A 25410-nucleotide genomic window follows, 5' to 3' on the forward strand; every position below is an offset into this window, starting at 1 on the left:
AACTGGCAGCGCGTTGCCCGATCCTGCCAAAGTCGGCAGGATGAGCCCCATGAGCGCGCTGCCCGAGATCCGCGACCTGGTGCTGCGCCACGCCGGCCGACCCGCACCGGGCGGCCTCGTCCTGCACCGCAGCGACTCCCCCACCGAACCGATGCCGTCGCAGTCCGCGCCGGTCTTCGCTCTGATCGCACAGGGCGCGAAGTACGCGGTACTGGGCGAACGGGTCTTCTCGTACGGTGCCGGGCAGTTCGTCGTCGCGTCGACGGAGCTCCCGGTGATCGCCCACGTCAGCGAGGCCAGCCCCGCCACGCCGTACCTGGTGCTGGGCCTCGCTCTGCGCCCGCCACTGATCGCGGAGCTTCTGCTGGAGACTCCACCGTCGCGCGGCGAGCCGGTGGCGGGCATAGCGGTCAGCACCGCGAGCGACGACCTGCTCGACGTGGTGGTGCGGCTGCTGCGACTGCTCGACCGCCCCGACGACCAGCGCGTGCTGTGGGCGGGGGTGGAACGCGAACTCGTCTGGCGGTTGCTGACCAGCGAGCAGGGTGGCACGGTCCGGCAGATCGGGCTGGGCGACGGCAACGTCGTGCAGATCGAACGGGCGATCCGCTGGATCCGCGAGCATCACGCCGACCTGTTCCGCGTCGAGGACGTGGCGCGCGCCGCCGGGATGAGCGTGACGTCGCTGCACCGCCACTTCCGGGCCGTCACGACCATGACACCCATTCAGTTCCAGAAACTGATTCGGCTCCAGGAGGCACGGGCCCGACTGCTGGCCGAGCCCGGTGACGTGGCGGGCGTCGGGTTCGCTGTCGGCTACGAGAGCGCGTCGCAGTTCAGCCGCGAATACCGGCGACTGTTCGGGCTCCCACCGGGACAGGACGCGGCCCGCCTGTCCCGCGTCGACCCGGCGCAGCTCGCCGACGTGTGAGGGCGCCTCGCCTGACTGTCAGGACGCCGCGAGCAATCGGATCTCGCAGCGAACGCCGCTGGCCTTCGCGAGCCGACCATCACCGGTTACGAGTGGACAGGCCATCAACTCCGCTGCCGCGACATACGCCGCGTCGTACGCCGTGACGTTGCCGCGCAACTGCCACATCCGGTCAAGCAGAAACGGGACGCCAACCTCGTCGATGACCAGTGACGGCAGGATGTCGATCGCCTCCTGAGCCCGGGCCAGGCCGAGTTTCCCACCGAGGACCTTGCCTTCGATCACCGACATGACTTCGACCAGGAGATGGCCTGGCGCGGCCCAGTGCGGATCTCCGGTCAATTCCGCTCGCGCCGCGTCCCCTACCGGCCCGTCATCCACCAGGGCGTCGGACAGGACCGACGCATCCACGACTATCACGCCGCGCTTCCCCATGGCCCACGCTGCTCCCGCTGCTCGCTCAACTCCGCGGCACTCTCGCCCGGCAGGGAGCGAGCACCGTCCGATCGGCCGGCGAAGCGATCAAGGGCGGCCGTGTTGCGGAGACGTCGAGCCTGCGTCTCCACCAGTTCCAACAGATACGTCTGGAGTGACTGGCCACGTGCCTTTGCCTGGGCCGCCAGAGCGTCTCGTACTTCTTCCGGCACGTCCCGAATCTGAAGAGCAACCATGCATGCATTATGCATGCAGCATCCCTTGGTGCTCTGGAAGACGCGGAATCCCGCTCCGCCTGCACCGGAAAGGTCGAGGCGGAGCGGGGTTCTCGGCGCCCAGCCGCTAGAACCCGTCCCACTGGCGGGCCGAGCACTTCCAGGTCTTCCCGCCATCCTGGGAGATGCAGACCACCAGGAGCTTCCCGAGGAGAGGAAGGCTGACGGTGAAGATGTGGGCCTTCGTCTTCGCGTACACGACTCCGGAGTTCTCGGCGATGTCGGCCAACGCCCACCCCGGGTCCGGTCCTTGCACCGTCGCCACCCGGCGCAGCGAGTCGACGTCCTTGCCGTCGAGGAGCATCTCGACGTCCTTCGCCGAGGGCTCGCGCTCGCCGACCAGTGTCTCCACGGCGTACGGGCCATCCACTGTGACTCCGTTGGCCTTCTCGAAGGCCGCCTTCGTCCCGCCGATCGTGGTGTCGCCGCCAAGGTCGAGGGTGATGACCGGTTCGCCCGTCCGGCGCGACAGCAGGCATTCCCAGACGGACTTGCCCGACGCGACGCACATGGTCAGGCACCAGTCTCGACCGCCGGGCACCGACGAGGCGAAGATCAGCGACGTGGTCCCTGTCGCGGTGCCACCCTTGCCGTCGTACGCGCCGTCGGCGAGGTCGGCCATGGTCGTGCCGAGGATGTCCCGGCCGCCCGGCATCGTGCCCACAACCTTGACGCCGTCGACCTTCTCGCCGGCAACAAGCGCCGCAAGCTGGTCGCTGGTGAGATCCCGGCCTCCCGCGTCGACGGCCAGCACCTTGTCCAGGTCGCCGACGGGCCGGCCGGTGAGGTCCTCGAACCGTTGGAGCATCGTCCCCGGCGCACCGGGGTGGTCGGTGACCGTCGTCCGGGCCTCACCCTCGGCGGCCTGCGACGGAGCGTACGAAGCGGTCAGCCCGACGATCAGGGCGGTCGTGACGATGGTGGCGCGCCTGGTGATGTCCCGCAGAGTTGTCATCCTGTCCTCATCTCGGTGATCGGTTTTCGGCGGGGTCGAACGGGCTACCAGCGACACGTGACCACGTCGCCAAAGTCGTTCGGGGATCCCAGGTCGCAGTGGTCGTCGATCCACTCGCCGATGTCGCCGATCGTGTCCACGATCCATGCGAACACCGACTTGATCGCGCCCCAGATGCTGAAGTAGACGACAGTCGACTCAGGGGTGCCGCCGGCCTCGTCGATGACGTCCTTCGTCGACATGGCGGCGTTCGGCTTCTCGATGATGTCCAGCACCCGTACGCCGGTGTCGTCCTTGCCGGCCAGCAGCGCCTCGATCTGCTCCGGGGTCCGCTCCTTGCCGTCGTCGACCGCCACGATCGCGCGGTCGATCAGCACCTCTCGGCTGCCGCTGACGGCCTGGGCGATGGTGGCGATCTCGCCCACCGTGAGGTCGTTGCCGAGCGCGGGACCGGTGAACCGCCGGGCCGAGACGGCACCGGCCGGATCGACCTGGATCTCGCCGACCCTGATCATGTCGTCCGCCCCGAACGGGTCCCACGCGAACGTCCACTGCCCGCCTTCACAGCGGAACTGGCCGTGCTCCCGGCCCTCAGGCTCGGTCTCGGTGCGGACGATTCCGCCGCGCTCGTCGACGTGCTGGACCACGCAGTCGGTGCCTTTTGTCGGCGGCTTGTCGGGCCGGGCCACGGCCGCGGAGGACATGGCCAGCACCGTCCCGCTGACCACCCCGATCACCGCGAGGCGGTGTGCCAAACGCTTCATCGAACGCTCCATTCCTCGGAAAGAATCTGGTGTCCGAAGAGTGGCGGGCCGCGCTGAAGCGGCCCGGAAACGGCGCTGAAAGCGGGGGTACGTCAGTGGAGTCGACTGGCGTCGAGCTGTGCCAGGTCGGCACGGATCGCGTCGGCGTCGGCGTCGCCGAGCTCGTCGAGGATGCTCAGGGCCCGACGCCACGCCACCCGGGTGGCACCGACATCGGCGAGGGCCCGGTGGCTGCCGCCGAGGTTGACGTACGTGCTGGCTTCCGCGTACCGGTCGTTGACCTGGGTGAAGAGGTCGAGTGCGTGCTCGTAGCAGGCGATGGCCCGCCGGTCGTCGCCGAGTTGGTGATGGGCGTGGCCGAGGCTGTCCCACGTGTCGGCCTGTCCCTGCACGTCGTCCACCTCCTGCAACTTTCTCAACGCCTCGCCGCACGACTCAAGGGCACGGCCGTAGTTGCCGAGCAGTCCTTCCTGCCAACCGACCGCGTTGAGGGTGTACCCCTGCCCGGCCTCGTTTCCGGCCCGCCGGAACAGGGTCAGCGCCCGTCGGGAATGGTCGAGTGCCTGGTGGTGCTGCCCCTGTCGCTCCGCCAGCTGGCCAAGGTTCAGGCAGGTGTGTGCCCGCCCGGCGTCGTCGCCGACGTCGGTGAACAGGTCGAGCGCGCGGCGCAGGTGGTCGTCGGCCTCGTCGTACCGTCGAAGCCTTGAACAGGCGAGACCGAGGCTGCGGTGCGCGTGGCCCTGCCCGGTCTGATCGCCGATGCGGGACGCGGCGGCCAGAGCGATGCGTTGCGTGCCCAGCCAGTCCTGCCAGTGCCCCTGCCGGTGCAGGAAGCCGGCCATGGTCCAGGCGAGCCGCCAGGCGTGGCCCTCGAACCCGGTCCGCGCCGCCAGTGGCACGGCCGCGAGCAGAACGGGAATCTCGGCGGTGAACCACGCCGTGGCGGCCAACTTGTTCTTGGGCCGTTCCGGCGTCACGCCCGCTCGCGGTGGCGGGAGGCTGATGTCGCTGAAGTGCGGGTGCAGTGCCAGGTCGGCCGCGTGTGCGGTGTGCAGGCAGTGGTCGAGCAGTCGGTGGACGGCGGCGTCGCGCTCGGCCGGTGCCTCAGCCTCGTCGGCGAGGCCGGCGGCGTACGCGCGCAGCAGGTCGTGGAACGCGTAACGCCCGTACGTGTGCTCGGTCAGGAGGTTCGCCCGGGTCAGCTCGGTCAGCAGCGGACCGCTCGCCTGCGGGGTGATCCCGGCCAGGCTGGCCACAGCCGGGACGGAGACGTCCGGGCCGGGATGCAGGCTCAGCAGCCGGAACAGCCGGACCGCCGGCGGGCTGAGTGTCCGGCACGACCAGGAGAAGACCGCCCGGACGTCGGTGGCCTCGTCACCGCCGTGGAAGGCGCCCAGATCGCCCAGCTCACCGGCGACCGCCGCCAACGAGAAGTGCCGGTTGGTGGCGGCTCGGGCCGCGACGATGGCCAGGGCGATCGGCAGCCGCGCGCACCGTTCGGCAATCTCGTCGGCCGCGCCGGGTTCGGCGGCGATCTGGCCCGCCCCGAGTCGGCGGGCCAGCATGTCTCGGGCTTCGCCAGGGCTCAGCAGGTCGAGGGGCACCGGTTGGGCGCTCTCGGTGACGACCAGTGGGAGGAGCTGGTCGCGGCTGGTGACGATCGCCAGACAGTCGGGTGAACCGGGCAGCAGCGGCCGGACCTGTTCCGCGTCGCGCGCGTTGTCCAGCACCACCAGCAGGCGCTTGCCGGCCACCGTCGTGCGGTACAGGCTCACCATCGGGTCCCTGTCGCTCGGCATCCGTGACACCGGCACACCGAGCGCCTCCAGGAACCCGTGCAGCGCTCGCGCCGGGTCGGTCGGTGTGGCCGCCGGGTCGAAGCCGCGCAGGTTGACGTAGAGCTGCCCGTCGGGGAAACGCTCGGCCGCCCGGTGCGCCCAGTGCACGGCAAGTGCGGTCTTGCCGACGCCCGCGGTCCCGGACACCACCACGGCGCCGCCCCGGTCGACCAGCGCGTCAAGGGCGGCCAGCTCCGCGTCGCGCCCGGTGAACGTTGGTACGGGAGGAGGCAGTTGCGCCGCAACCGGCGGTTGTGCCGCCGCGGCCGGGGCGGGTGCGGCGATCGCGGTGTCCTGGCGCAGGATGGCGCACTCCAGATCCCGGAGCCGCGGGCTCGGGTCGATGCCGAGGTTTTCCCGGAGGGTGTCGCGCAGCCGCCGGTACGTGGCGACCGCCTCACCCTGTCGGCCGTCGCGATACAGGGCGAGCATCAACTGCGCGTGCAGGTGCTCGTCGAAGGGATGCTGCCGGACGAGCCGTTCCAACCCGGGGACCAACCCCGCGTGCTCACCGACGGACAACCGGGCCTCGGCGAGCGATCGTTCGGCCTCCAACCGCAGGCGTGCCAGGTGGTCCGCCTGCTCCTCAAGCCAGGCCGACCCTGCCACGTCGGCCAGCGGTGGGCCCCGCCACAGCGCCACCGCGGCCGTCAGATGCTTCACCTGCTCGTTGCGGTCCGTCGCACGCCGAGCCAGCTCGATGAGGCGCTCGGCGGCCTGGACGTCAGTGGAATCCGGCCCGGTGTCGAGCACGTAACCGGGCTGACGCGCCACGATCGATCCGGGCTCGCCGAGCACCCCGCGTAGGTAGGAGACGTGGCGCTGCAACGTGTTCGTCGCGGTGGCCGGCAACTGCTCACCCCAGACCACGTCGATGAGCCGGTCCACGCTCACCACCCGGCCCACGTGCAGCGCCAACGTCGCCAGTACCGCCTTGCGGCGCACACCGTTCACCGCCTGCGGACTGCCAGCGACGATCACCTCCACCGGCCCGAGCAGCCTGACGCGTACGCCCGTGCCAGCCATCGAAATCACCGAATCAGGCTAAATCCGGAGCCCGGCAACCTCGATCTCTTCGTCGCGCAATGGACACGATCAACGGCTGAGCCGGCTCGTCAGCCGGTGTACCTGCCGCTGCGGCGTCGACCACGTCTCGCCACGCGTCCTGTCCGGAACCCATGCTCGAAGCGGTGTCGCTCCCTCCCAGTAGCCTGCCCGGCGAGCTGACTGGAAGCTGCGGCGGCAGAGTCGTACGAGGGAGAGTGTGGTGTCTGCGATCGCGTCCTTGACCCTGGTCCCCAGGGGCAGCGTCACCGAGCTTGCCCGCCTGGCCCGCACATCGCCGTCGTCGCTCCACTCGTACCTGGCGGAACACGGGGGCAGGGCGCGGCAGGAGTACGACTGGTCCGGCTACTGCATGCTCTACGTCCTGACCTATCTGGAGGAGCGCGGCATCGACCTGGAGCCGTCGGAGTTTAATGCCGAGTCGGAGGCCATCAACAGCGTGTACGGCCTGACCATGCTCATCACTCCAGCCCGGCGGTTACTGGATCAGCTTGATCCCAGCGCGCACCGCGAGGATGAGGTGGCCGCCCACTTCGAGGAGATGGAGATGGGCTTCGAGGAAAGCGGCATGGCGGGTCTGGACACGCTGAGACTGTTGCGCGACTGCATCTCCGACCTCCGCGAGGACCAGGTTCTGCTGCTCAACATCGGCTGAGGCCGACTCGTACCAGGCGGTGTCACCACTTCGACCTGGGGGCTGCGGCGGGGTGGACATCGACCGTTGTAGGGTGCGCGGCGTGGGATACACGGTGATGCCGTCAGGTCGTCTGAACCTCCCGGAGTCGGAGGACGGCGCTGCGGTCGCCGCTGTCCAGACGGCCATGGCTGGACGAGGTGACTGGTACGAGCCGGATGCGTTCCCGGCGAACGGCACGCTGGTCGACCTGGCGGAGGTGGCCAGAGCCTCAATCATCCGCGACGGAGACTGGATCGAGTTCGGGCACGACGACGAGGGCGATCCCAAATGGTCGAACCGGGCGACGGCCTTCTACGTCGCGATCGCGCCGTTCGTTCGCTCGGGAACCGTCCAGATCGAGGGTGAGGACGGGGCCCGCTGGTCATACACCTACGCCGACGGGCAGGTCACCCAGCAGGGTTGGAACGGTTGGGATGGATCCGTCGAGCCGTTCGGCGATTATGTGGACCTCCCTCCCCTGGACCGCTCATAGGTGCGGCTCCCTCTCAACTGACGACGCTCGTCACGATCGCCTGGACGACCGGTGGGGGTGCCGCTATCGGTCACCATAGTGATACCTGCAGGCGATGATCTCGACGTCTTCCTTGGTGATCCGGTACACCAGCCGGTGTTCACGATCAATGCGGCGGGACCAGAAGCCGGACAACTCGTACCCGTTGCGCATCACGTCGCGTCACCATCCTCCAGCTCTGCCATCGATCGACGGAGGGCGGCTGCGTTGCTGGGGCTGCGCAGGAGGTACTCGGTTTCCTTCATCGACTCGTACTCCGCGAGTGGCACGATCACCACCGGCTCGTGGCCTGACCGGGTCACCACCATTTCCTCTGCGTCGTTGACGACGCTGTCGAGCTCGGCGGCCAGATTCTGCTGAAGCTGGGTGAAATTCACGGTCCGCATGACCACCTCCGGATAAGTACAGAAGATTGTGCCTCAGGCGGTAGATGTGTCCGATGATCAACACAGTTGAGCCGAGAAGCACCGACCGTCGCGCCTGCGTCACGCGAGGTCGACCGTTGTGCCAGGAGCGCGTAGGGTCCCAGCTTCATGAAGGCATTGATCTCGGTGGACCTGGAAGGCATCTCGGGGATCGTGCATCCCACCGAGACGAATCCGGATCGCTACGACTACGAGCGCGGCCGGGCCTTGATGACGGCCGAGGCGAACGCGGTGATTGCGGGCGTCTTCGACGCCGAACCCGACGCCGTGGTGTGGGTCGCCGACGCACACGGGACGTTTCGGAACCTCCTGCCGGAGGATCTCGACCGGCGTGCTCGTCTCGTGCGAGGCAAACCCCGCCCGCTGGGCATGCTCGCGGGGCTGGACGAGCAGACCGATGCTGTCTTGTTCATCGGCTATCACGCTCGGGCCGGTGCCGGGCCTGCCGTGCTGGCGCACACGATAAGTGACAGCATCCTCGACGTACGGATGGGTGGACGCTCGCTGGGCGAGATCGGCCTCAACGCCGCCCTGGCGGGACACCTGGCCGTGCCCGTCGTTCTGCTCAGCGGGGACGACAGCGCCTGTGCGGAGTTCAGCGAGCTGGTGCCCTCGGCGGTCACCGTCGCCGTCAAGCAGTCCCTGGGTCAGGCCGCCGCGGTGGCCCTGCACCCGCAGGAGGCACGCGAGCGGCTGCGCCGCGCCGCCGCTGATGCGATCACACAGCGCGGATCGATTCCCGCACTGAAGATGGCCGGGCCGCTGGACGTCGAGGTCGATCTGTACGGCCCCTACATGGTTGACCTCGCAGTTCTGGTGCCGGGCGTGACCCGCGTCGGTGGCGGCCGAACGGTCGCCTTCCAGGCCGGTGACTTCGGCGACGCCTACCGGCTGATTTCGCTGCTCGTCCAACTCGCGAGCATCAAGCCCAGCTGAGGCGTGAAGCGGACTTGCGAGCAATGGCCTGAGCCGCAGCACCACAACGGCTGCGACTCGATCTTTGCCACTGCCGCATGCGGTGCCGCCGGTCCACGGCAAGCGGTCACGCCGACCGCGTGCGCTCCGGAGACCGGAAAGTCAGGAGTTCTGGAAAGGCAGGCTCCTACGCGGGTGTGGCGACCGCTCAACGGTGTCCAGGTCCCAGAAGCGCAGATTGCCCGTACTGTCACCGGAGGCCACGATCGTGCGTCCGTCCACCTCGGCCGCCGCGACGCAGCAGACATTCGCACTGTGCCCGGTGTACTGGAATTCGTCGAGCCTCCCGGACTCGGCCCCGACGCCAGCGTCGATGACGTTGACGACCGTTAGTAACGGCACCAACGCCACGAATCTGCGCCCGGAACGGGCAAAGGTCGCCACACTTGCCCCGGCCGGTGGCCTACGGTATTCCTTCAACACCTTGCGCGTGGCGACGTCCACGACCCAGAAGTCGTCGGTCTCTTCCAGGAAATACTCGGACTGGTAAGGATTGTCGTCCTCGTCCTCGTCCTCGTCCTCGTCCTCGTCCTCTTCGTCGAACTCTTGCTCACTGCGGTCGAGCTTCTGTTCATCGTCGACGTCTACTCCGTCGCCGAAATCGTGGTAGGGGTCGATCCCCCGAATGGCGACGAGCTGGCCGTCCAGTGTCGCGAAAGTCCCGAGGCCTTCGGTCTCCTCGGGCACGCCGCCGGGCTCGTACAGCGGACGACCGGAGGCGACGTCCCACATGGTCAACGTCGCCAGACTGGGCCGGTACACGGCGGGGTCGCGCGCGATGGTCAGCGCCACCAATCGCCCGTCCAGCACGCCGATGTCCGCGCGGTTTAGTTCCCACCCCGCGTCGACACGCACCTCGGCGTGGTGCTCGCCCGTGACGGCGTCGATGATTCGCACCGCCCCGTCTCCGGTCCCGACACCCACCAGCGCTCGGCCGTCCACAGTGGCCACCCCGAGCCCGACGATCCTGCTCTCCAGCCGCGCGAGGGACTCGCTCCTCGGGACACCGGCGTCGGAGCGCCAACGCAACACCACACCGCTGTCGTCACCCGTGACGAGAATATCGCGGTGCGGTCCGGCGAAGGCCACGTATCTGACCCTGCCCGCGTGTCCGGTGAGCGCATGGCCGAGCGGCTGTCCCGTGGCCGCCTCCCAGAGCCGCAAGGTTCGGTCGTCGCTGCCCGAGGCGAACACTGTGCGACCTTCCCAACGCCCGGCGGTGAGGTCCCGAACAGCGTCGGTGTGCCCGCCTCCGCCGCCCGCGGGATTCTCGCCCCTGCCGGGTGTCTTCGGGATCTGCCCTGAAGCATCCATGCGGGACAACGTAGCGGAACTGCATTCTCGACCGAGCTCCGGTTGCAGAGCATTTCCGTTGGAGCGCGTTTGACATTGCTGTCAGGCGGGTGTGTTGAAGATGAGGCGTTGTTGGCGGGTGGCGGCTTCGCCTCGGGCGTGGCGGCGGAGCACGCCACGGTGGCATCGACTCGATGATCTCCCACTCGGCGTCGGCCAGGTCAGAGGGTTACGGCCGCACCCGATCCATGCCTGCCTACCGACCAGCTGAGGCCATCGACCGGACCCACTGTTCGACACACCCGACCAACCCACAAACCAAACGCGCTCTCAGGGACGACAGGTGTCCGCCTTGATGCTGTCGACGAACGCATCCCAGGCGGCGGGCTCGAAGCTCAGCATCCCGGTGTCGGGCGACTTCGAGTCGCGCACGTCAACTGCCGCAGCCCGGTCGCGCACCTCCACGCACTGGCCGTTGCTGCCGGAGCGGCTCGACTTGCGCCAGGCGTTACGTTCCATGCGCGCTCAACTCCTTGACGAACTTGATCGACTCAGCGGGCGACATCGCCAGCGTCTTCAGATTGTCGTACGCCGCCGACAGCCGCGCCAGGTCACGGCTCGACTCAAGGAACAGCTCGCCTGCCAGGGTTTCGATGTAGCCCAGTGGCGGCTCGTCCCGCTCAAAGCTGAGCAGGGCGAAGCCGCTGCTGTCCGCCAGGTGGGCGCCGGCCTCGAAGCGCAGCACCTGGATCGTCACGTTCGGCAGCCGACTCAAGGTGACCAGGTGATCGAGTTGCTCACGCAGCACGTCCGGGCCGCCGACCTCGGTGCGCAGCGACGCCTCGGAGAGGATGGCGTGCATCCGTAGCGGAGTCGGTTTCCGGCGCAGCACCTCCTGCCGGGTCATCCGGGCAGAAACCCGCTGGTCGATCGTCGCCTGGTCAGTCTCCCGGCCGATGACGTTGACCTCGCGGGCATAGCTCTCGGTCTGCAGTAGACCGGGCACGAGCATCGGCTCGAAGTTCTTGAGCTCCACCGCCTCGATCTCGTACGCGATGTAGGTGGCGTACTTGCCACCGAGGCGCTGCCACCAGCCATCCTCCCGCAGACCGCGCGCCTGATCGAGCAGCGAGGTCCCTGGCTCCTCGTCAATCTTGACGCCGTACGCGACCAGCAACTCCATGACGTCGCCGACCCGAGGTCTGATCTCGCCCGACTCGATCCGACTGATCCGGGACGGTGAGCAGTCGACGATCGCCGCCGCGGCCTCGCCGGTCAGTTCCTTGGCTTCGCGGAGCTTGCGTAGCTCCCGGCCCAGTCGCCGAGAGCGCGGTGTCGCTGGCGTAAATCGAGGCATGTCGTGATTCTGCACCTCGTCTCGCCTTTTCACTTGCCTTGGATCACATGCTCGGAGTGTCGATCATGCCCTTTGCCTTGCTTTGCATCACATGATGCGCAACTCTGATGACTGTCGGCCACGGAGCTTCACCACAGCGTGAGCTGCAGGCATGACGACCTTCCGGTCTCCGGCTTCGTCAGAAAGCGAGCCTGCGCATGGCGTCTGAAGTCGTGTCGATCGTGTTCGGTGGCCTGGTGCCGGGCTTCCTGTTCGGGCTCCTCGCCTTCCGCGTCAAGTCGCGATGGTGCCCTCGCTGCGGCGAATCCACCGAAGCCATCGAGCCATCAGCGGAGCGGCAACCATGACCGGGCCCGGCCGACGCAACGGCAACGAGCCGCCGATCGGACGACGGATGGCGGAGCTGCGGGCACGCCGCGGAATGAGCCAGCAGGTCTTCGCCGACCGGATCCGCAGGTCGAAGAGCTGGGTGGACAAAGTCGAGCGAGGAGTGCGTACCCTCGACCGGCTCTCGGTGATCGAGACGGTCGCCGCCGCCCTCGGCGTCGCCCCCGACGTCCTGCTCGCGGGCAAGGCCGCGCGCGACCCGGTCGCCGACACCGGCGGCGACGTGGAACGACTCCGCGCGGCGCTGGCCCGCTACGACATACCCGACGGCCGGCCAGCGCCGTCGTTGGCTCAGCTCGACGCCCAAGCGGGGTACGCGTGGACGGCCTACCGCAACGGTCACCACCCTCAGGTGCTGCGGCTGCTGCCCGACCTGCTCTGCGATAGCCGCACGCAGCCGGGAGACGCCACGGATCTGCTGGTACGGGTGGACCGGCTCGCCGCCCAGGTGCTGGTCAAACTCGGCGAGGCAGACCTGGCCTGGCTGGCCGCCGATCGGGCGATGAGCGCCGCCTCCGGTGATCCCTGGCGTACCGGCCTCGCGGCGATCTCTCTCGCGCAGGCGCTGCGAGCCCTGGGGCGAGGCCGGCTGGCGATGACCGCCGCCGTCGATGCCGTACACCAGTTGGACCTGGCACCGTCCCACGTCCGCCAGTCCGGCGTAACCGGGACCCTGCTGATCGAAGCGGCGCTCGCCGCCGCCCTCAGCGGGGACGCCAATGCCGCGAGCGAACTCACCGAACGCGCCGCTGACCTCGTCGATGGCGAGCATCGCGACTACGACGGCATTGCGTTCGGTCCCGCCCCGGTCGACCTCGCTCGTGCCCTGATCGCGATGTGGTTTGGCGACCACCAACTGGCCGTCGCGGTCCACCGACGGGTCACCAGCGGTAACGCCTGGCATCTACTTCCCGCCGAGCACCGGGCCGCGCACCTGATCGACATCACCCACGCCCACCTGAACCTCGGCGACGCCCGCGCCGCCGGTCAGGCGCTGGTCGCTGCCGACCACATCGCCCCTACCGAGACGAGAACCCGCCCCGCCGCCCGTGCGGCGCTGACCGCAGTGCTCCGCGCCGGCCCCACTGCTGCCGACGTGACCCGTCTGGCAGCAACCATCGGATTGACCCGGCACCAGCTCTGACGAAACCGCCCGGTTAGACGAAGTCTCTCCAGAAGGTGACGGTAGCCTGCGGCTCCTGGCCTCGATCCGGTGCCGGTCCACCGAACTCCGAATGGATGTAGTCCTCCAGGTCATCGCCGTAGTAGATGATGTCGGTCTGATACATCGACAGGACCGGGTGCCCGTACGAGCCGCGGCCGGAGGGCAGGAAACGGTGCCCGAACACGGGCACCATCTGCGGCACGTTCTGGAGGTACGGCTTGGCAGCTGCTACAGCCTCACGGCGGTTAGTGGGCCGCTCTCCCCAGCTCCAATGCCAGTAGCCGTTGTGCTCGACATCGAACAACACGCCATCCGCAGGCCACGCAAGGCGATCGCGGAGGGTCGACTGGTCTCCTCGTCGCCAGTCTGGCCAGGAAGGCCCGGTAGGTAGCCCGGCGACCAGGAAGGCGCGGTGGTCGTCGGCGAACTGAAAGTCGAAGGTGTGCTCCACGCGAGCAAGTTCCGCATCCGTCAGACCGCGCTGAATCTCGACGTGGCGAAGTTCCCTCAGCTGGCGGGACGCCGCGATACCGAGGGCAGCGCCTTCCGGGTTGAGGCCCGCAGCAGGCTCACTTCGGTCGACCTTGCGAAAACGATGCAGGAACTTGCCCACGGCTTCCTCCCTGTCAGGTCGCGAAGCGTAGCAACCAGGCAGGGAAGCTGATCTCCTCGTCGGCATCTCTGAAGAGGGCCTGGGTTCGGGGCGGAGACCCGAGGTCTTCCAAGATGTTCGTCCATCCGCGTGGCCGGCGCCGCCCGCTTGCGGGCCGCCTTGATCTGATAGAGCGGCTAGGGACGACAGGATGGCCGCCACGCGGCGGGCAACTCAGTTGGCCGACGGGCGACCGCAGCGTTCGCCTCATTCCTGATGCCTTGACAGACTGACTGCGTGACGGATGAGCAGGGCCAGGACGAACCCGACACCGACCAACCGCCCCGGACACCAACTCTGAAAATCGCGAGGCAGTCGGCAGAGGAACTGGCTGGGATGGCGACTGTGAAGGTCGACAGCATCGGGGGCGGGATCACGGTGGACGTCACACCACGTAACCCCAATGCTCGTGCCTTTGGATGGACGGACTTCTCCGACGAAATCATCCTGGGGATCGGTGACCGTGGCGGCCGCTGGGAACTGGGAGCCGGCCCTGAAGATGTCGCCCTGCTCCAGGACATCGCTCGCTCGGTGATCGCCGGCAGGGTCCGGGAGGTATTCGCTCCAGGCCGATCGGCTGTCTCGGTCACGCTCGCTGATGGCTCGGTAGAGACCGAGATCGGAGGCGAAGCACCGATCGGCTGCCTGCCGCTACCCTTCTGGCGGCATTGGTCCCGCAGCGTCCACCACGCACCGTATGCATAAGCGGTGTGAGCGTCAGTTGGGCGCCAACGTCAAGGCGGTACAGCGGATGCTCGGGCACGCCCCGGCGGTCATGACGCTGGACGTGTACGTAGGCCTGTTCGAGGAACACCCCGACCTCTCGACATCACACCCGTCGACCTCTTGCGAACTGGATGCGGGTTGCAGGGTCGCGCTGCCCGGAGCGCCAGTCCCGGCCCGTAACTGTCCGGCCGACGTCGGCGTCAGTGGTTCACCGAGGCTGTACGGGTGGCTGTGCGACGGCGACGCGCTGTCAGGGAACGCCCTAGGCTGGCCCCATGTCGGCGGAGCGCGAAGTGATCGACCTGGATGAGCACAACCACCAGCCGACAGCGGCGGGCAGCGTCGTTCCCGACCGCCTCCTGACCAGACGGAAGATGAGCGTTCGGCTCGTCGCTGCCTTTCTTGTCGGCGGGGCACTTGGTGGCTTTGGTGTGAGCGAGCTGCGGGACTCGCGGGAGGAGCGGGAGCGAAATGCTTCGGTCGCACTCGTGGCCTTCCCCGCATCCATCGCTGGCGTGGGTTCCGACGTCCTGGGCGTTCTCCAGCTGGACGGGCAACTGGCAGTGACCAACGCCAGCCAAGCGCCGATTACGGTTCGTGCGGCGACCGGGCAAGGACCAGGTGCGCTGGTCCGTGACACCGGCAAGTCTCGCTTGCTACGCCCCGGCGACACCGACCTGATCAATGTCGAGCTACGCCTCGAATGCGCGACCGCGTTCGGGAGTGAGCTGTTGTCGATGCGATTCTCGGTCGAGACGGGCGATCGCCAGACCAGAGAGATCGACTACCCCATCGCTCTGGTGGGGAGTATCTGGCACGTCAGGAGTGAGCAGCCGTGCGCGCACTTCCGTGAGATGAAGAAGCGCGGCGGATAGCGCTGCAGCGGATCTCCTCGTCGGCAGTGCCGCTCCCCCGGTTCCTGGCGGAGCCGATCGCCGCGCAGAGCGCCGGCCGCGCTGCTGTTCACGGCCCCGGCCGGCGAGATTCGACAGTATGGCTGACCAAGGGGTTACGTGGTGGGCCGGAGGTACCACCATGCGAACCGCACCGCCACGATCGCCGGTAACCCGCTACCGCTGTCTTTGCCCAGCTCACGGGGGTCGGGCGGTGCCCGATGATCCCGGCCCGACCGACCGAACCACCGGTGCGGTTCGCCGACGCGGAAGAGATCAACCCGTTCCAGCTCCTTCTCGATCTTCACGACCATGCCGTCGTTCGGACGGCGGAATCCGGTGGCGATCACGTCTCGACGGAGCTGGCGTTGTCCGCTGCGGTGGTTTCCTGGTGGACTCGCTGGCAACCCGCGAGGATCCACGCTGCCCTGCAGGCGGGCGCGCATCTGGCGGACATCGTTGACGCGATCGGCCTCGACGCCGGCGAAGTCGTCCGACGGTGGCGGCAATGGGTCGATGTCCAGACGCGGCTGGACATCGGCGGACGTCCGGCCGTGGATCCCGTCGAGGTCCAGGCCATCGAGCGACGGCTCGGGCTGGGGGTGGTCCAATGACGCCGACCCGGATCGCCCGAGACGTGAGCACGGTGACGGTGGCCGGAATAGCTGCCTGGTCGTCTTGGAGTCACATGGTCGCCGTGGCGTCGAGGTTCGGTGAGCGTCCCGAGGTCGCCTATGTGCTGCCGCTGTCGGTCGACGGGATGCTCGTCGTCGCATCGGCTGCCATGGTCGAGGATAAGCGCGCCAGCCGGAAGGTGCGTTGGTCGGCCCGGATCGCCTTCGCGGTCGGGGTAGCGGCCAGTATGGCGGCCAACATTGCTGCCGCCTCGCCAAGCCTTGGTGCACGCATTGTCGCTGCCTGGCCGGCAGTAGCGCTGCTGCTGGTCGTGGAGATGCTGTCCAGATCTTATCCGGCAGCACGGAACAACTACCGCACGTCAGACGTCGCCGGCTCGCATCAAGCGTCGCCAGCCCCCGACGCCGCGCCGACACCACTGGAGCTGCACCCAACGGACATTTCTGTGGCTGAGGCGGGGGAAGCGCATCAGGCGAAGGTGCCCGATGGTCCGGCTGCGAGTCAGTTACCGGCGCAGCCGCAGCGGCGTACCGCGCGACACAAGCGGACGACGGGGCGCCCGGAGCAGACGGCTGAAGTCGTAGCTCGGCTGCGTACTGAGCGTCCGCATGCCAGTCTGGCCGAGTTGGCCCTGGCCGCCGGCGTGTCCGAACGTCATGTCCGACGCCTTGTTGCAGGCAAGCCCGGGGAGGCGGGACCACGAGCAGCTCGTTCTTGAGCACTGTGGCTGACCTGCCGTTCTGGTCGCGACGTGCCTCGACATCGGTCTACGTGATCATTTGTTGGGCCAGGCCGGTACCGGCACGAGGCAATACATCGCTTGCCGGCGAACGCCGACTCACGTACGTCCCTGCACACTCTCGGGTGGGGGCGGATATAGGCTGTGGCGGACTCGCACGGACGTACGAGCTAGGCGACAGCTCCGATCAACTTTCAACTCGAAGTCATGCTAAGGGAGAACCCATGGCTGATGAACCAACGGCGCAGCAGTCGAAGCCGAGCTCACCGCCGCCTCCACCCCCGCCGCCGCCATCACCCACTGGTTTCATAACGACGGTCCAGGTGCGCGGGAGCAAGAAGCCGTCGATTAAGGCGGATGGACGGACGGTTCACACGACCGAGAGCGGTCGTGACCGTTCAGAGTGACGTCTACTCGGACTTCATCGCGTCTGAGCTGAAGACTGAGCGAGAACGTAAGGCTGCGATGGACACACGAGCCGCTTCGCTGGTTACGACATCAGGAAGCCTCGTGACCATCTTGGCGGCCGTAGGCGCTTTCGTGGGCAAGGACGCTGAGGCGTCCTTGCCCAGACAAGCCTTACCCCTGATGGTGCTTGCCCTTGTGGCCTTCACTGTCGCCTCGTTATCCGGAATCTGCGCTGGCTGGAGCAGGCGGTACGACGTGGCAGCCATCACCCCAATGAAGTTGATGCTAAATGAACGATGGGCCGACGACGAAGATCTTGCCCGTAAGGAGGTAGCACTCGTAAACATCGCGATGATCGGCACTCTTCGCTCAGTGAATGAGACGAAAGAACGTTTCTTGCGCGCGGGCTGGATAAGTCAGATCATCGCACTAGGCTTCTTGGCTGCCGTCGTGCTAATCATCCTTGCCACTCGATAAACCCAGGGTGGCCCCAGATGCCCAGCCTCCGAATGCTCAGGCAGCTGAAGTAGGCAATTCGCTGTGATTGATGCTGGCACTGCGAGTGCCACTGGGCGCGCAGCCCACCGGCGGCCACTGAACCTTAGCTAAACGAGTAACCGCTGGCCAGTCAGCTTCATTGGAAGCCTTGGGCGAAACTCTATTTACTTAGGTTTTGACGTAGCGCCGCAGCGATCACAGGAAGATAGCGAGCAACCTGCTCTCGGTCGCTGTTCTTTTCTTCCTCCGACAGTTGCGCATAGGGCGTCGTCATCTGCTTTGCCCAGCGTGCAGCGAGTTCCGCGGGAATCACAAGGGATTCGTCACTGGCAGGTAGGCACTGTGAGTGCAGGTAGCGCTGCCAGTGCGACCAGCGCTCGTGTTCTAGCGCAGCCAAGGCCTCCATAAAGGTACTGGACTGCAGAACCGCCAGAAGCTCAGTAGATGACTCAGACATTTTAAATTAGCCCCTTCCTGACGAGGTTCCAGTAGTGCTGCCCAAGCACCGTGAGTTCGCAAGATTTACTTTGCATCGCGGCATGCCACATGTGAGGAGCCTCAACGGGTCGAACGAGATTAACTCTTACATAGCTTTGAAGAACCTTGAACGTGGCGGTGTTTATCGGGTCGGGTGGTGGAATCGAGGAGTCCTGAAGCTGCTCCGAAGAGCGTTCGGGCTCGAACGATGGGTCAAGACGGAAGCTATGATCTGGAGCTGGAAAGTGCTTCGTCAACGCTTGGAGGTCAGCGAGACCAATCGGTGACTCGGCCTTCCTTAGCGACACGAACGTCTTTACGTTGGTTTTGAAAACCGGACGCTGCGCCCACGGGCCGAGGGATTGATCTATGTGGGCATAAACGCTTCCTGGCGTAATTTCCCCCACCAAGTTAGCCGCCGCGCCGCTTAGGGCATCGACGAGCAGGCTTGTGAAGACACCCGCGCCTCCGCCTGGCACCTCAGCGGCGTATTGATCTGCCGTTGACGCGGTCAAGATAGTGACTCCATCGGAGAGTTCCGCGAGTCCGGAAGTGGCCAGACCTCTATCGCCCGCGATACCACTGTGGCAACTGTCGAGAATGACCACCTTATTCTTGGCCCTAGAGACGTTGGCCATGGTCATGATCTCGGACAGGGCGACGCCGTCGTCGCCAGTCTCGCAGTCGCTGGCGCACAAGAATCCGCCCGTGTCCTCGATGTATCCGTGTCCAGCGAAATACAACAGCGCTATCTCGGCGTCATCAGAAAAGAGTTCCCTAATGGCCTCCTTGAGATCCCGCTTCAGCACAACCTTATCCGGGCTCATTCCGGTAAGCACCTGAGGAGCGGCGAAATTCAACGTCCCGTCCGAGTGGCGCTCCAGAACAGCCCTAACCGAATGCGCGTCGTTAACACAGCCGCTGAGGGCTTCGATGTGCGAGTAGTAGTCAATGCCAACTATCAGTGCCTTGCGCATGTCGGTTTACAGCGACTCAATGAAGTCGTTGATGTTCTTGTCATTCCAAGCGTAGGTAGAGACTCCGGCGATGCTGGTTCGATCTCCTGCGTAGGCCCAGATCCCCCTGATGGGCTTGCGCTCATCCTTGGCGCATTGGATCTCCCATTTCTGTCCACTAGAGGTGAGCGAGTTGGCGCTAACCAACACGATGACGCCGTGCGACCGCCTGATTCGGGTGCGTACCCGATCTTTCCAGTCGTTGTCGTACGGCTCCTTGACTGACATGTCGATGAATTCATAAGGGGCGCGAGGGTGAAGGGACTGGCCCTTTAGGAAGTCCCGCTGACGCTCGTCCTCGATGGCGAAAGCTATAAAGACTACCTTCTTGCCTGACATGTCGTCTCCTCTGATCAAGCTCCGAGCAGCGTCGCCGCGTCCAAGCCCTCAACTCTTTCAACTTGAGCCAATCGCTGTTTCGGAGCGGCAAGGCCGTCGGGCCGATTGGCTTGGGCTGCGACTCTACCCTGTAGTCGACCTTACGTGCAGTCCGGTGAAGGCAAGATTTGCTTGCGGGCCTCAACGGTCTAATCAACGTGCCGACACGGCGCAGCCGCTGACGTAGAGGCAGCCCGCCGGCGGGAATTGGCACCGGGTAGCCACGCTCAGTGGGCGATTGTTGCTTAAGCGGCCAGGAGCTGTCACCCATCTGACAGAGCCATCGGACGCGATTGCGCCAGTTCCTTCGTCACGCCGACCAGCGACTGCGGCACCTCCTGGTGATGGGCGGCACGGACACGCGGTGTGAGCGCCGTCAACCAAGGTCGTGGAATCCCTGCCAGGCGGATGGGTCAGCAGAGCGCCCCGCTTACGCCACTTCCCGGCTTTTGTATGAATTTGTCAACGCCGCTTGCAACCTGGATCTGGCCGGATTCACGTGATGCTCGAAGCAGCGAGCGTGGCGCTACCCGGTTGCCCGCGCGGTGCGTGCCAGCAAATAGCTCGTGCGGTGCACGCCAGGACAAAAGTCGTGACGATACTGCGTGACGCGGGTAGAGGGCGGAAACCTTGGCTGGCCCCGGCCAAAAACACGAGGCGAAGGTCGCGGCGCCCCCCAGATGCATACCGATCGTTGGCGTATCGTCTCGAGGTGCCTTCGACTCTGGACCTCGAGCAAGCTCGCTCCGCCGCCGAGCTCGCGCGCCTCGAGGACCGTTCCGCTTTCGGCGAGGTCTTCACTCGCCGCTGGATCGTGGACACGCTGCTGGACATGGTCGGTTACACGGTCGATGCGGACCTTGCCGGGCTGACTGTCGTTGATCCATCCGTGGGGTCGGGAGCGTTTCTGACTGTTGCCGTTGAGCGACTTCTGGTGGCTCGGCGCCGGGTCGGCGCAACTTATGGGGACCTGGGTGGCTGCGTACGGGCTTTTGATGTGCAGTCCGAGCACGTCGCGCACTGCCGCCGCGTGGTGGAGCAGATCTTGGTGGAGGACGGGTGCTCTGCCACGGAGGCCGCCGAGCTGGCCATGATGTGGGTTGTGCGCGCGGACTATCTGCTGGACGAGTGTGCCGGTACGCAGGCCGATGTCGTGATTGGCAACCCGCCCTACGTTCGCATCGAGGACCTGCCGGCGACGGTCAACGCGGCGTATCGACGCCGGTGGAGCACCATGACGGGACGCGCGGACCTGTACGTCGGGTTCATTCAGCGAGGGTTGTCTACGCTGCGGCCGGGCGGACGACTTGGGTTCATCTGCGCGGACCGGTGGATGCGCAATCAGTACGGGGCGGCGCTGCGCAGGTTCGTGACCGACGGCTACGCGGTTGACGCGGTCTGGACCATGCACGACGTGGACGCCTTCGAAAGCCAGGTGTCGGCCTATCCCGCCATTAGCGTGCTGCGCCGAGGCGAGCAGGGCTGTGCGGTAGTTGCTGACACCGACTCCTCGTTCGGTGCCGCGTCGGCGGCAGAGCTGGTCAAGTGGTCCCAAGGGTCAGAGATCGACTCTGTTCAGGGCGTTGGTTACGTCGCGCATCGGCTGCCGCACTGGTTTCCCGGTGATGAGATGTGGCCTGCCGGTTCGCCGGCCCGGCTGGCGATGATCGAGTACTTGAAGGACAATTTTTCGCCGCTGCATGACCCGGACGGCGGCACCCGGGTTGGTATCGGTGTGGCCACCGGCGCGGATCAGGTCTTCGTCACCACCGACGAGAAGGCGGTCGAGCCTGACAGGCTGCTTCCTCTCTCGATGGTGCGTGACATCACCACTGGCGCCTTTACCTGGTCTGGACGTTATCTGGTCAACCCATGGGAGGCCGATGGGTCGCTGGTCGACCTGAACGCCTACCCGAGGCTGCGGTCCTACTTCGCCAAGCACGGCACCGCCCTGCGTGGCCGGTTCATAGCCAAGCAGCGGCCGGTCACGTGGTACCGGACGATCGACAAGGTCAACCACGAACTGACAGCGCGGCCGAAGTTGCTGCTGCAGGACATGAAGACGACCATCCATCCTGTGCTGGAGCAGGGCGGCTCCTACCCGCACCACAACCTGTACTTCGTCGTCTCCAACCTGTGGGACATGGAGGTGCTCGGCGGGTTGCTACTCTCCGGAGTCGCGCAGGCGTTCATCGAGGCGTACTGCGTACGGATGCGCGGCGGCACCCTACGGTTCCAGGCCCAATACCTCAAGCAGATTCGCGTACCGGAGCCAGAAGCCATCGATGCCACGGTAGCCGAACAGCTCCGGTTGGCGTTCCGTCAGCGCGACCGGCAGGCCGCAACCCGTGCCGCCGTCGCCGCATATGGCCTCGACACATTCGACCTCGACTGACACATAGCGCCTTGGGAAGGGCAGCAGATGGATCGTGCGGCGATTCAGCACGCGGTGGAAGACTTCTGGCTCAAGCGCAGTGCGCAGGACGAAGCGCTGGAAGACGGAGGTAAGGCCGGAGGCGGGGCGCGCGCCAACGGCCATATGGGCACCCTAACCAACATTGTCGCGCAGGAGTTCTACGAAGCGGGTCTGCCCGGGGCTGAAATCCATACCGGCAAGCCGTACCTGCCCGGCTACTACCGCGCCCGCAAGCAGTGGGACATCGTGGTCAAGTACCGAGGCATCCTCGTCGCCGCGATCGAGATGAAGTCACAGATTAAGAGCGTCCAGCGCAACATCAACAACCGCTTCGAGGAGGCGCTGGGCACTGCCACGGACACCCACGCCGCCCAAACCAAGAACCAGGCGTTCGGCGAGGTACCACCGTGGCTCGGATACGTGTTCATCCTGGCCGAGACCATAGAGACCGAGACCGTGCCGCGCGAACCGACGATGCTGTACCCCTGTGACCCGGCGTTCCACAAAGTCACGTACAACCAGCGCTACCAGGAGATGCTGCGCCGCTTCATCGGCGACAACATCTACCAGGCCGGATGGTTCATCACCTCGAAGATGACACCGGGATCGATCAGCTACACCGAACCCCTCGCCACCGCCACCGCCCTCGCTTTCCAGACGGCCATCCGTGGACGACTGGAGTTCGTCAAGGCTGTCGCCCAAGGCATGAGCACCGAGCGGACGACCCTGCTCTAAGGGGTCCGACAGAGCCGCATCAGGCGAGATCCACCTGAGATCCCGTCCTGGCAAAGCGGGTCCGCCGATGTCTTTTTTGGGACGCCTTGGCCTGTTCTGCTCATCGTCCTTTCGGGTGGATCTTTCAAGATCACAAAATTGAGGCGTTCGCAGAATCTGACAGGAGCCGGTTTGGGGGTGTAGGGAACCTGGTCAGTCGCGGCAGCGGCGCTCTCTGGGCGACGGTGGTCAGCTTGACCGATCGCGGATCCTGGCAACGGCCGTAGCGAGGAGTGCGTTGTCCGGGTGGTGGCGGGCGGCGACGTCGAGGACGGCGATGGCTTCGGCGGGCCTGTCGGCGAGGGCTTCGGTGAGGGTCACGGCCGCGGTCACGAACTCGTGGGCTACCGCTTGCTGGTGCCGGGCGAGCCAGAGGTATCCGGTGTCGGCGGCGAGTGGCCCGTGGTAGGCGGCGACCGCGCGGCGCAAGGCGTTGACGCTGGCTGCGGGGTCGGCGCCGCGTTGCGCGGCGGTCATCGCCTCGCGCATGGCCCAAAGGTCGACGTCGAGAACATCAGTGTTCAGGGTGTAGTGGTGTCGCCGCAGCCGCAGGTAGGTGTTGTCCCCGCCGGCGGAGCGGAAGATCTGGCGCAGGTTGTAGGTGTGGGTGTGCAGCCGCTGCGCCGCGAGGCGGTGCGGCGGCTCGGGCAGGAGGTCGCCGAGGATCTCGTGCTGGTAGGCCGACCCTCCCCGCACGATCAGGTAGACGAGGAACTCTCCAAGGCCTGGGGGCGGACGTGCTGCTCCTCGGGGACGCCGAGAATGGCCGGCGGGCCGAGCACCCGGACACGAACCCGGTTCGCTCCGACAATTCCTCGCTGGCCGAGGGGGTCGCCGGTCGTGCAAGCGCCGGGTGGGTCGGCGTTGGCGCCAACCGCAGGGCTGATCACGGAAGGGTCCCCGGGTCGGGAGTCGTTCATGGCTGGGTGCCAGTGACCGCCCTCGGCGTCGCGTGTGAGGGTCCGTTGCTCATCATTGACACGGTACAGATCCTGTCGACCTGTCGTGAACCCGCCGAACTCGTGCCGACTGGTCAGCGGTCAGAGAGATGACCGACGGGAGCGCCACTGGATCTGAGCTTCCGCCTAGCCGTGCTGCCGTTGTTCTTCCACGGTGGAGGGCTCGATGTCGGCGTGTTCGTGTCCGCGGTCTGTGCAGTGCTGCCACATCTCGTGCAGGTGGTGAAGCATGCGGGCGGTGGCGGGATGGTGGGGGCAAGTGCGGCGGTGCGCGGTGATGGTGTCGGCGAGTAGGCGTCGGGCGGCGGCGCAGTGGCCGAGGTCGCGCAGGACGAGGGCGAGGGTGGCCTGGATGGCGAGGGTGGGGTGGGCGTCAGGCCCGACGGTGGTGATGAGTTGGTCGGCGAGGTGTCGGTACGCGTGGTAGGCGCGCTGGTGGTGCCCGGCCTGCCGGTGGGCGGTGGCGAGCATGTGGACGGCGGCGAGGGTGGACCGGGCGGAAGGGCCGTGCAGGTGGGCGCGGCTGTGGTGAGCGGAGCCGGCCCAGCGGATAGCCGCTGCCGGATTGCCGAGCCGGGTCAGCAGTTCCGCGTAGAGCTGGGCGGCGTCGGCGTGTGTCGGGTCGGCTGTGGTCGTGTCGGCGGTGGCGAGGGCTTCGCGCAGTGTCTCTCGGGCGCGCTGCGGGTCGGTCGCGGCGAGGGAGCGGGCGGATCGCAGCCGTTCGGCGAGGGCAGGACCTGGCTGGCCGGGTGTGGGGGCGGGGGCGGCGCGCCAGGTGAAACGCAGGTCGGTGGCGGTGGATCCGGCGGTTACGCGGGCGAGGATCCGGCCAGCGTGGACGGCGGCGAGGTTGGTGCTCTTGGGATGGCCGGGGGCGGTGGCCAATGGGCCGGCGGCAACCGCCCCTACGGCTACCTCGTCGACCGCGACACCCAACGCCTGGTGCCCCACCCCGACGAGGCACCCATCCTGCGCGACATCTTTCACCTCTACACGCGCGACCGTCTCGGCACCCGCGCCATCGCCACCGAGTTGAACTCCCGCGGCGTCCCCAACCGCACCGGCAAACAATGGTCCGGACACACCATCAACCGGATCCTGGACAACCCCGCCTACCTCGGGGACATCGCCTACCGCGACATCCTCGTCCCCGACGCCCACGACGCACTCATCGACCGGGACACCTTCCGACGAGCCCAGGACATCGCCAACGCCCGAGGCGACGTCCAAACCCAGCGGGCCATGTCCGACTCGGACTACTACCTCACCGGCCTGTTGACATGTCCGCAGTGCGGACAGCGCTACATCGGCACATCCGCCAAAGGCCGGACCCGCCGCTACCGCTACTACACCTGCTTCACCCGCACCCGCTACGGCAAACACGCCACCTGCACCGCACCCCGGCTCCCCGCCGACGACCTCGACCACATGATCCTGCAGGCCCTACACGACTTCTACACCACCGCCGAACCCGTCCTGGCCGCCATGATCGAACGCGCCCACGCTCAACACGACACCACCAGCGACGACCGGCGAGCCGAACTCACCGCCATCGCCCACCAGATCACCAGCACCGAAAACGCGATCGACCGCTACCACACGGCGTTCGAGAACGGCACCATGGACGACGCCACCGCCGGACCACGCATCCGGGAACTCCGCCAACGGCTCGCCCAACTCCAGGCTCGGCATACCGAACTCGACGCCGGCTTGACATCGCAGCCCGCGCCCCCGCCGCCTGGCACCGTCGCCCGGATCCGCGACC

30 protein-coding genes and 1 pseudogene are annotated in these 25410 nt (G+C 66.6%); 14 read left to right on the forward strand and 17 right to left on the reverse strand.

Annotation, left to right across the window (positions count from 1 at the left end; genetic code table 11):
- Positions 1-49: 49 nt before the first annotated feature.
- Positions 50-931 (forward strand): AraC family transcriptional regulator, encoded by an 882-nt coding sequence (locus CLT68_RS31575; RefSeq protein WP_199177185.1) that lies wholly within the window; start codon positions 50-52, stop codon positions 929-931.
- Positions 932-949: 18 nt separating this feature from the next.
- Here the strand turns inward: CLT68_RS31575 and CLT68_RS31580 are convergent, their stop codons facing one another.
- From CLT68_RS31580 to CLT68_RS31600, 5 genes are all read right to left on the reverse strand, one after another.
- A complete protein-coding gene (locus CLT68_RS31580; protein ID WP_099856410.1) occupies positions 950-1366 on the reverse strand; it encodes a type II toxin-antitoxin system VapC family toxin in 417 nt (138 codons plus the stop codon).
- Positions 1348-1602 (reverse strand): FitA-like ribbon-helix-helix domain-containing protein, encoded by a 255-nt coding sequence (locus CLT68_RS34060; protein WP_099856412.1) that lies wholly within the window; start codon positions 1600-1602, stop codon positions 1348-1350. Before CLT68_RS34060 ends, CLT68_RS31580 begins: the two co-directional genes overlap by 19 nt.
- A 106-nt stretch (positions 1603-1708) precedes the next feature.
- Entirely contained in the window at positions 1709-2596 is an 888-nt protein-coding gene (locus CLT68_RS31590) for a hypothetical protein (protein WP_099856414.1), read from the reverse strand.
- A 44-nt stretch (positions 2597-2640) separates the two neighbouring features.
- Positions 2641-3360: a hypothetical protein gene (locus CLT68_RS31595; protein ID WP_099856416.1), complete on the reverse strand. Its 720-nt coding sequence runs from the start codon at positions 3358-3360 to the stop codon at positions 2641-2643.
- Positions 3361-3452: 92 nt separating this feature from the next.
- Positions 3453-6224 carry a BTAD domain-containing putative transcriptional regulator gene (locus tag CLT68_RS31600; protein ID WP_099856418.1) on the reverse strand — a complete coding sequence of 924 codons (2772 nt, stop codon included), beginning with the start codon at positions 6222-6224 and terminating at the stop codon, positions 3453-3455.
- Between the two features lie 241 nt (positions 6225-6465).
- On the opposite strand from CLT68_RS31600, the gene CLT68_RS31605 reads away from it, so the two are divergent.
- Entirely contained in the window at positions 6466-6918 is a 453-nt protein-coding gene (locus CLT68_RS31605) for a hypothetical protein (RefSeq protein WP_099856421.1), read from the forward strand.
- An 82-nt stretch (positions 6919-7000) separates the two neighbouring features.
- On the forward strand, positions 7001-7432 hold the full coding sequence (locus CLT68_RS31610; protein WP_099856423.1) for a hypothetical protein: 432 nt from the start codon (positions 7001-7003) through the stop codon (positions 7430-7432).
- Between the two features lie 63 nt (positions 7433-7495).
- Here CLT68_RS31610 and CLT68_RS31615 read toward each other — a convergent pair whose 3' ends face one another.
- Positions 7496-7624: a Txe/YoeB family addiction module toxin gene (locus CLT68_RS31615; RefSeq protein WP_099856425.1), complete on the reverse strand. Its 129-nt coding sequence runs from the start codon at positions 7622-7624 to the stop codon at positions 7496-7498.
- Positions 7624-7857 carry a type II toxin-antitoxin system prevent-host-death family antitoxin gene (locus CLT68_RS31620; RefSeq protein ID WP_199177186.1) on the reverse strand — a complete coding sequence of 78 codons (234 nt, stop codon included), beginning with the start codon at positions 7855-7857 and terminating at the stop codon, positions 7624-7626. The genes CLT68_RS31615 and CLT68_RS31620 overlap by 1 nt, the downstream gene beginning before the upstream one ends.
- 147 nt (positions 7858-8004) lie before the next feature.
- On the opposite strand from CLT68_RS31620, the gene CLT68_RS31625 reads away from it, so the two are divergent.
- Positions 8005-8832 (forward strand): M55 family metallopeptidase, encoded by an 828-nt coding sequence (locus CLT68_RS31625; RefSeq protein WP_099856429.1) that lies wholly within the window; start codon positions 8005-8007, stop codon positions 8830-8832.
- 141 nt (positions 8833-8973) lie between these two features.
- Here the strand turns inward: CLT68_RS31625 and CLT68_RS32760 are convergent, their stop codons facing one another.
- The 3 genes from CLT68_RS32760 to CLT68_RS31640 all read right to left on the reverse strand — a co-directional run bounded on the left by CLT68_RS32760 (position 8974) and on the right by CLT68_RS31640 (position 11521).
- Positions 8974-10185, reverse strand: coding sequence for a WD40 repeat domain-containing protein (locus CLT68_RS32760; RefSeq protein WP_143743298.1), 1212 nt, complete (start codon positions 10183-10185; stop codon positions 8974-8976).
- Positions 10186-10494: 309 nt separating this feature from the next.
- A complete protein-coding gene (locus CLT68_RS31635) occupies positions 10495-10683 on the reverse strand; it encodes a DUF397 domain-containing protein (protein ID WP_099856433.1) in 189 nt (62 codons plus the stop codon).
- Positions 10673-11521 carry a Scr1 family TA system antitoxin-like transcriptional regulator gene (locus tag CLT68_RS31640; RefSeq protein ID WP_099856435.1) on the reverse strand — a complete coding sequence of 283 codons (849 nt, stop codon included), beginning with the start codon at positions 11519-11521 and terminating at the stop codon, positions 10673-10675. Before CLT68_RS31640 ends, CLT68_RS31635 begins: the two co-directional genes overlap by 11 nt.
- 212 nt (positions 11522-11733) lie before the next feature.
- On the opposite strand from CLT68_RS31640, the gene CLT68_RS34065 reads away from it, so the two are divergent.
- Positions 11734-11868 carry a hypothetical protein gene (locus CLT68_RS34065; RefSeq protein WP_486482396.1) on the forward strand — a complete coding sequence of 45 codons (135 nt, stop codon included), beginning with the start codon at positions 11734-11736 and terminating at the stop codon, positions 11866-11868.
- Positions 11865-13052, forward strand: a complete 1188-nt coding sequence (locus CLT68_RS31645; RefSeq protein WP_099856437.1) for a helix-turn-helix domain-containing protein — start codon at positions 11865-11867, stop codon at positions 13050-13052. Before CLT68_RS34065 ends, CLT68_RS31645 begins: the two co-directional genes overlap by 4 nt.
- A gap of 13 nt (positions 13053-13065) precedes the next feature.
- On the opposite strand, the gene CLT68_RS31650 is transcribed toward CLT68_RS31645, so the two are convergent.
- Entirely contained in the window at positions 13066-13686 is a 621-nt protein-coding gene (locus tag CLT68_RS31650; protein ID WP_486482397.1) for a hypothetical protein, read from the reverse strand.
- A 276-nt stretch (positions 13687-13962) separates the two neighbouring features.
- Between CLT68_RS31650 and CLT68_RS32765 the strand changes: the two genes are divergently transcribed.
- The 5 genes from CLT68_RS32765 to CLT68_RS31680 all read left to right on the forward strand — a co-directional run bounded on the left by CLT68_RS32765 (position 13963) and on the right by CLT68_RS31680 (position 17604).
- Positions 13963-14430, forward strand: coding sequence for a hypothetical protein (locus CLT68_RS32765; protein ID WP_143743299.1), 468 nt, complete (start codon positions 13963-13965; stop codon positions 14428-14430).
- A 296-nt stretch (positions 14431-14726) separates the two neighbouring features.
- Positions 14727-15326: a hypothetical protein gene (locus CLT68_RS31660; protein ID WP_143743300.1), complete on the forward strand. Its 600-nt coding sequence runs from the start codon at positions 14727-14729 to the stop codon at positions 15324-15326.
- Positions 15327-15565: 239 nt separating this feature from the next.
- The gene (locus tag CLT68_RS31670; protein ID WP_099856441.1) at positions 15566-15958 is read left to right on the forward strand and encodes a hypothetical protein; all 393 of its coding nucleotides are present in this window, start codon (positions 15566-15568) and stop codon (positions 15956-15958) included.
- Entirely contained in the window at positions 15955-16698 is a 744-nt protein-coding gene (locus tag CLT68_RS31675; protein ID WP_099856444.1) for a DUF2637 domain-containing protein, read from the forward strand. Before CLT68_RS31670 ends, CLT68_RS31675 begins: the two co-directional genes overlap by 4 nt.
- Before the next feature lie 531 nt (positions 16699-17229).
- On the forward strand, positions 17230-17604 hold the full coding sequence (locus CLT68_RS31680) for a hypothetical protein (RefSeq protein ID WP_143743301.1): 375 nt from the start codon (positions 17230-17232) through the stop codon (positions 17602-17604).
- A 181-nt stretch (positions 17605-17785) separates the two neighbouring features.
- Here CLT68_RS31680 and CLT68_RS31685 read toward each other — a convergent pair whose 3' ends face one another.
- Genes CLT68_RS31685 through CLT68_RS31695 form a run of 3 tightly spaced genes read right to left on the reverse strand, consistent with a single transcriptional unit; the run spans position 17786 to position 19457 of the window.
- A complete protein-coding gene (locus CLT68_RS31685) occupies positions 17786-18082 on the reverse strand; it encodes a hypothetical protein (RefSeq protein WP_099856448.1) in 297 nt (98 codons plus the stop codon).
- Between the two features lies 1 nt (position 18083).
- On the reverse strand, positions 18084-19079 hold the full coding sequence (locus CLT68_RS31690) for a caspase family protein (RefSeq protein ID WP_099856450.1): 996 nt from the start codon (positions 19077-19079) through the stop codon (positions 18084-18086).
- 6 nt (positions 19080-19085) lie between these two features.
- Positions 19086-19457 (reverse strand): TIR domain-containing protein, encoded by a 372-nt coding sequence (locus CLT68_RS31695; protein ID WP_099856452.1) that lies wholly within the window; start codon positions 19455-19457, stop codon positions 19086-19088.
- Positions 19458-20208: 751 nt separating this feature from the next.
- Here CLT68_RS31695 and CLT68_RS31700 point away from each other — a divergent pair.
- Positions 20209-21891 (forward strand): Eco57I restriction-modification methylase domain-containing protein, encoded by a 1683-nt coding sequence (locus tag CLT68_RS31700; RefSeq protein ID WP_486482398.1) that lies wholly within the window; start codon positions 20209-20211, stop codon positions 21889-21891.
- A 27-nt stretch (positions 21892-21918) separates the two neighbouring features.
- Complete coding sequence (locus CLT68_RS31705; protein WP_099856454.1) at positions 21919-22647, forward strand: PaeR7I family type II restriction endonuclease; 729 nt, start codon at positions 21919-21921, stop codon at positions 22645-22647.
- A gap of 228 nt (positions 22648-22875) precedes the next feature.
- Here CLT68_RS31705 and CLT68_RS31710 read toward each other — a convergent pair whose 3' ends face one another.
- Together CLT68_RS31710 and CLT68_RS34070 are read right to left on the reverse strand one after the other, a co-directional pair.
- A complete protein-coding gene (locus tag CLT68_RS31710) occupies positions 22876-23382 on the reverse strand; it encodes a bacterial transcriptional activator domain-containing protein (RefSeq protein WP_486482399.1) in 507 nt (168 codons plus the stop codon).
- A gap of 389 nt (positions 23383-23771) precedes the next feature.
- On the reverse strand, positions 23772-24632 hold the full coding sequence (locus tag CLT68_RS34070; RefSeq protein ID WP_486482400.1) for a tetratricopeptide repeat protein: 861 nt from the start codon (positions 24630-24632) through the stop codon (positions 23772-23774).
- Here CLT68_RS34070 and CLT68_RS34075 point away from each other — a divergent pair.
- A pseudogene (locus CLT68_RS34075) lies at positions 24588-25079 on the forward strand (recombinase family protein); the annotation flags it as partial. The gene CLT68_RS34070 and the pseudogene CLT68_RS34075 sit on opposite strands and share 45 nt — an antisense overlap.
- Before the next feature lie 9 nt (positions 25080-25088).
- Here the strand turns inward: CLT68_RS34075 and CLT68_RS33015 are convergent.
- Entirely contained in the window at positions 25089-25337 is a 249-nt protein-coding gene (locus CLT68_RS33015; RefSeq protein ID WP_158240977.1) for a hypothetical protein, read from the reverse strand.
- Positions 25338-25410 lie beyond the last annotated feature (73 nt).

This window comes from Micromonospora sp. CNZ299, from assembly GCF_002754415.1.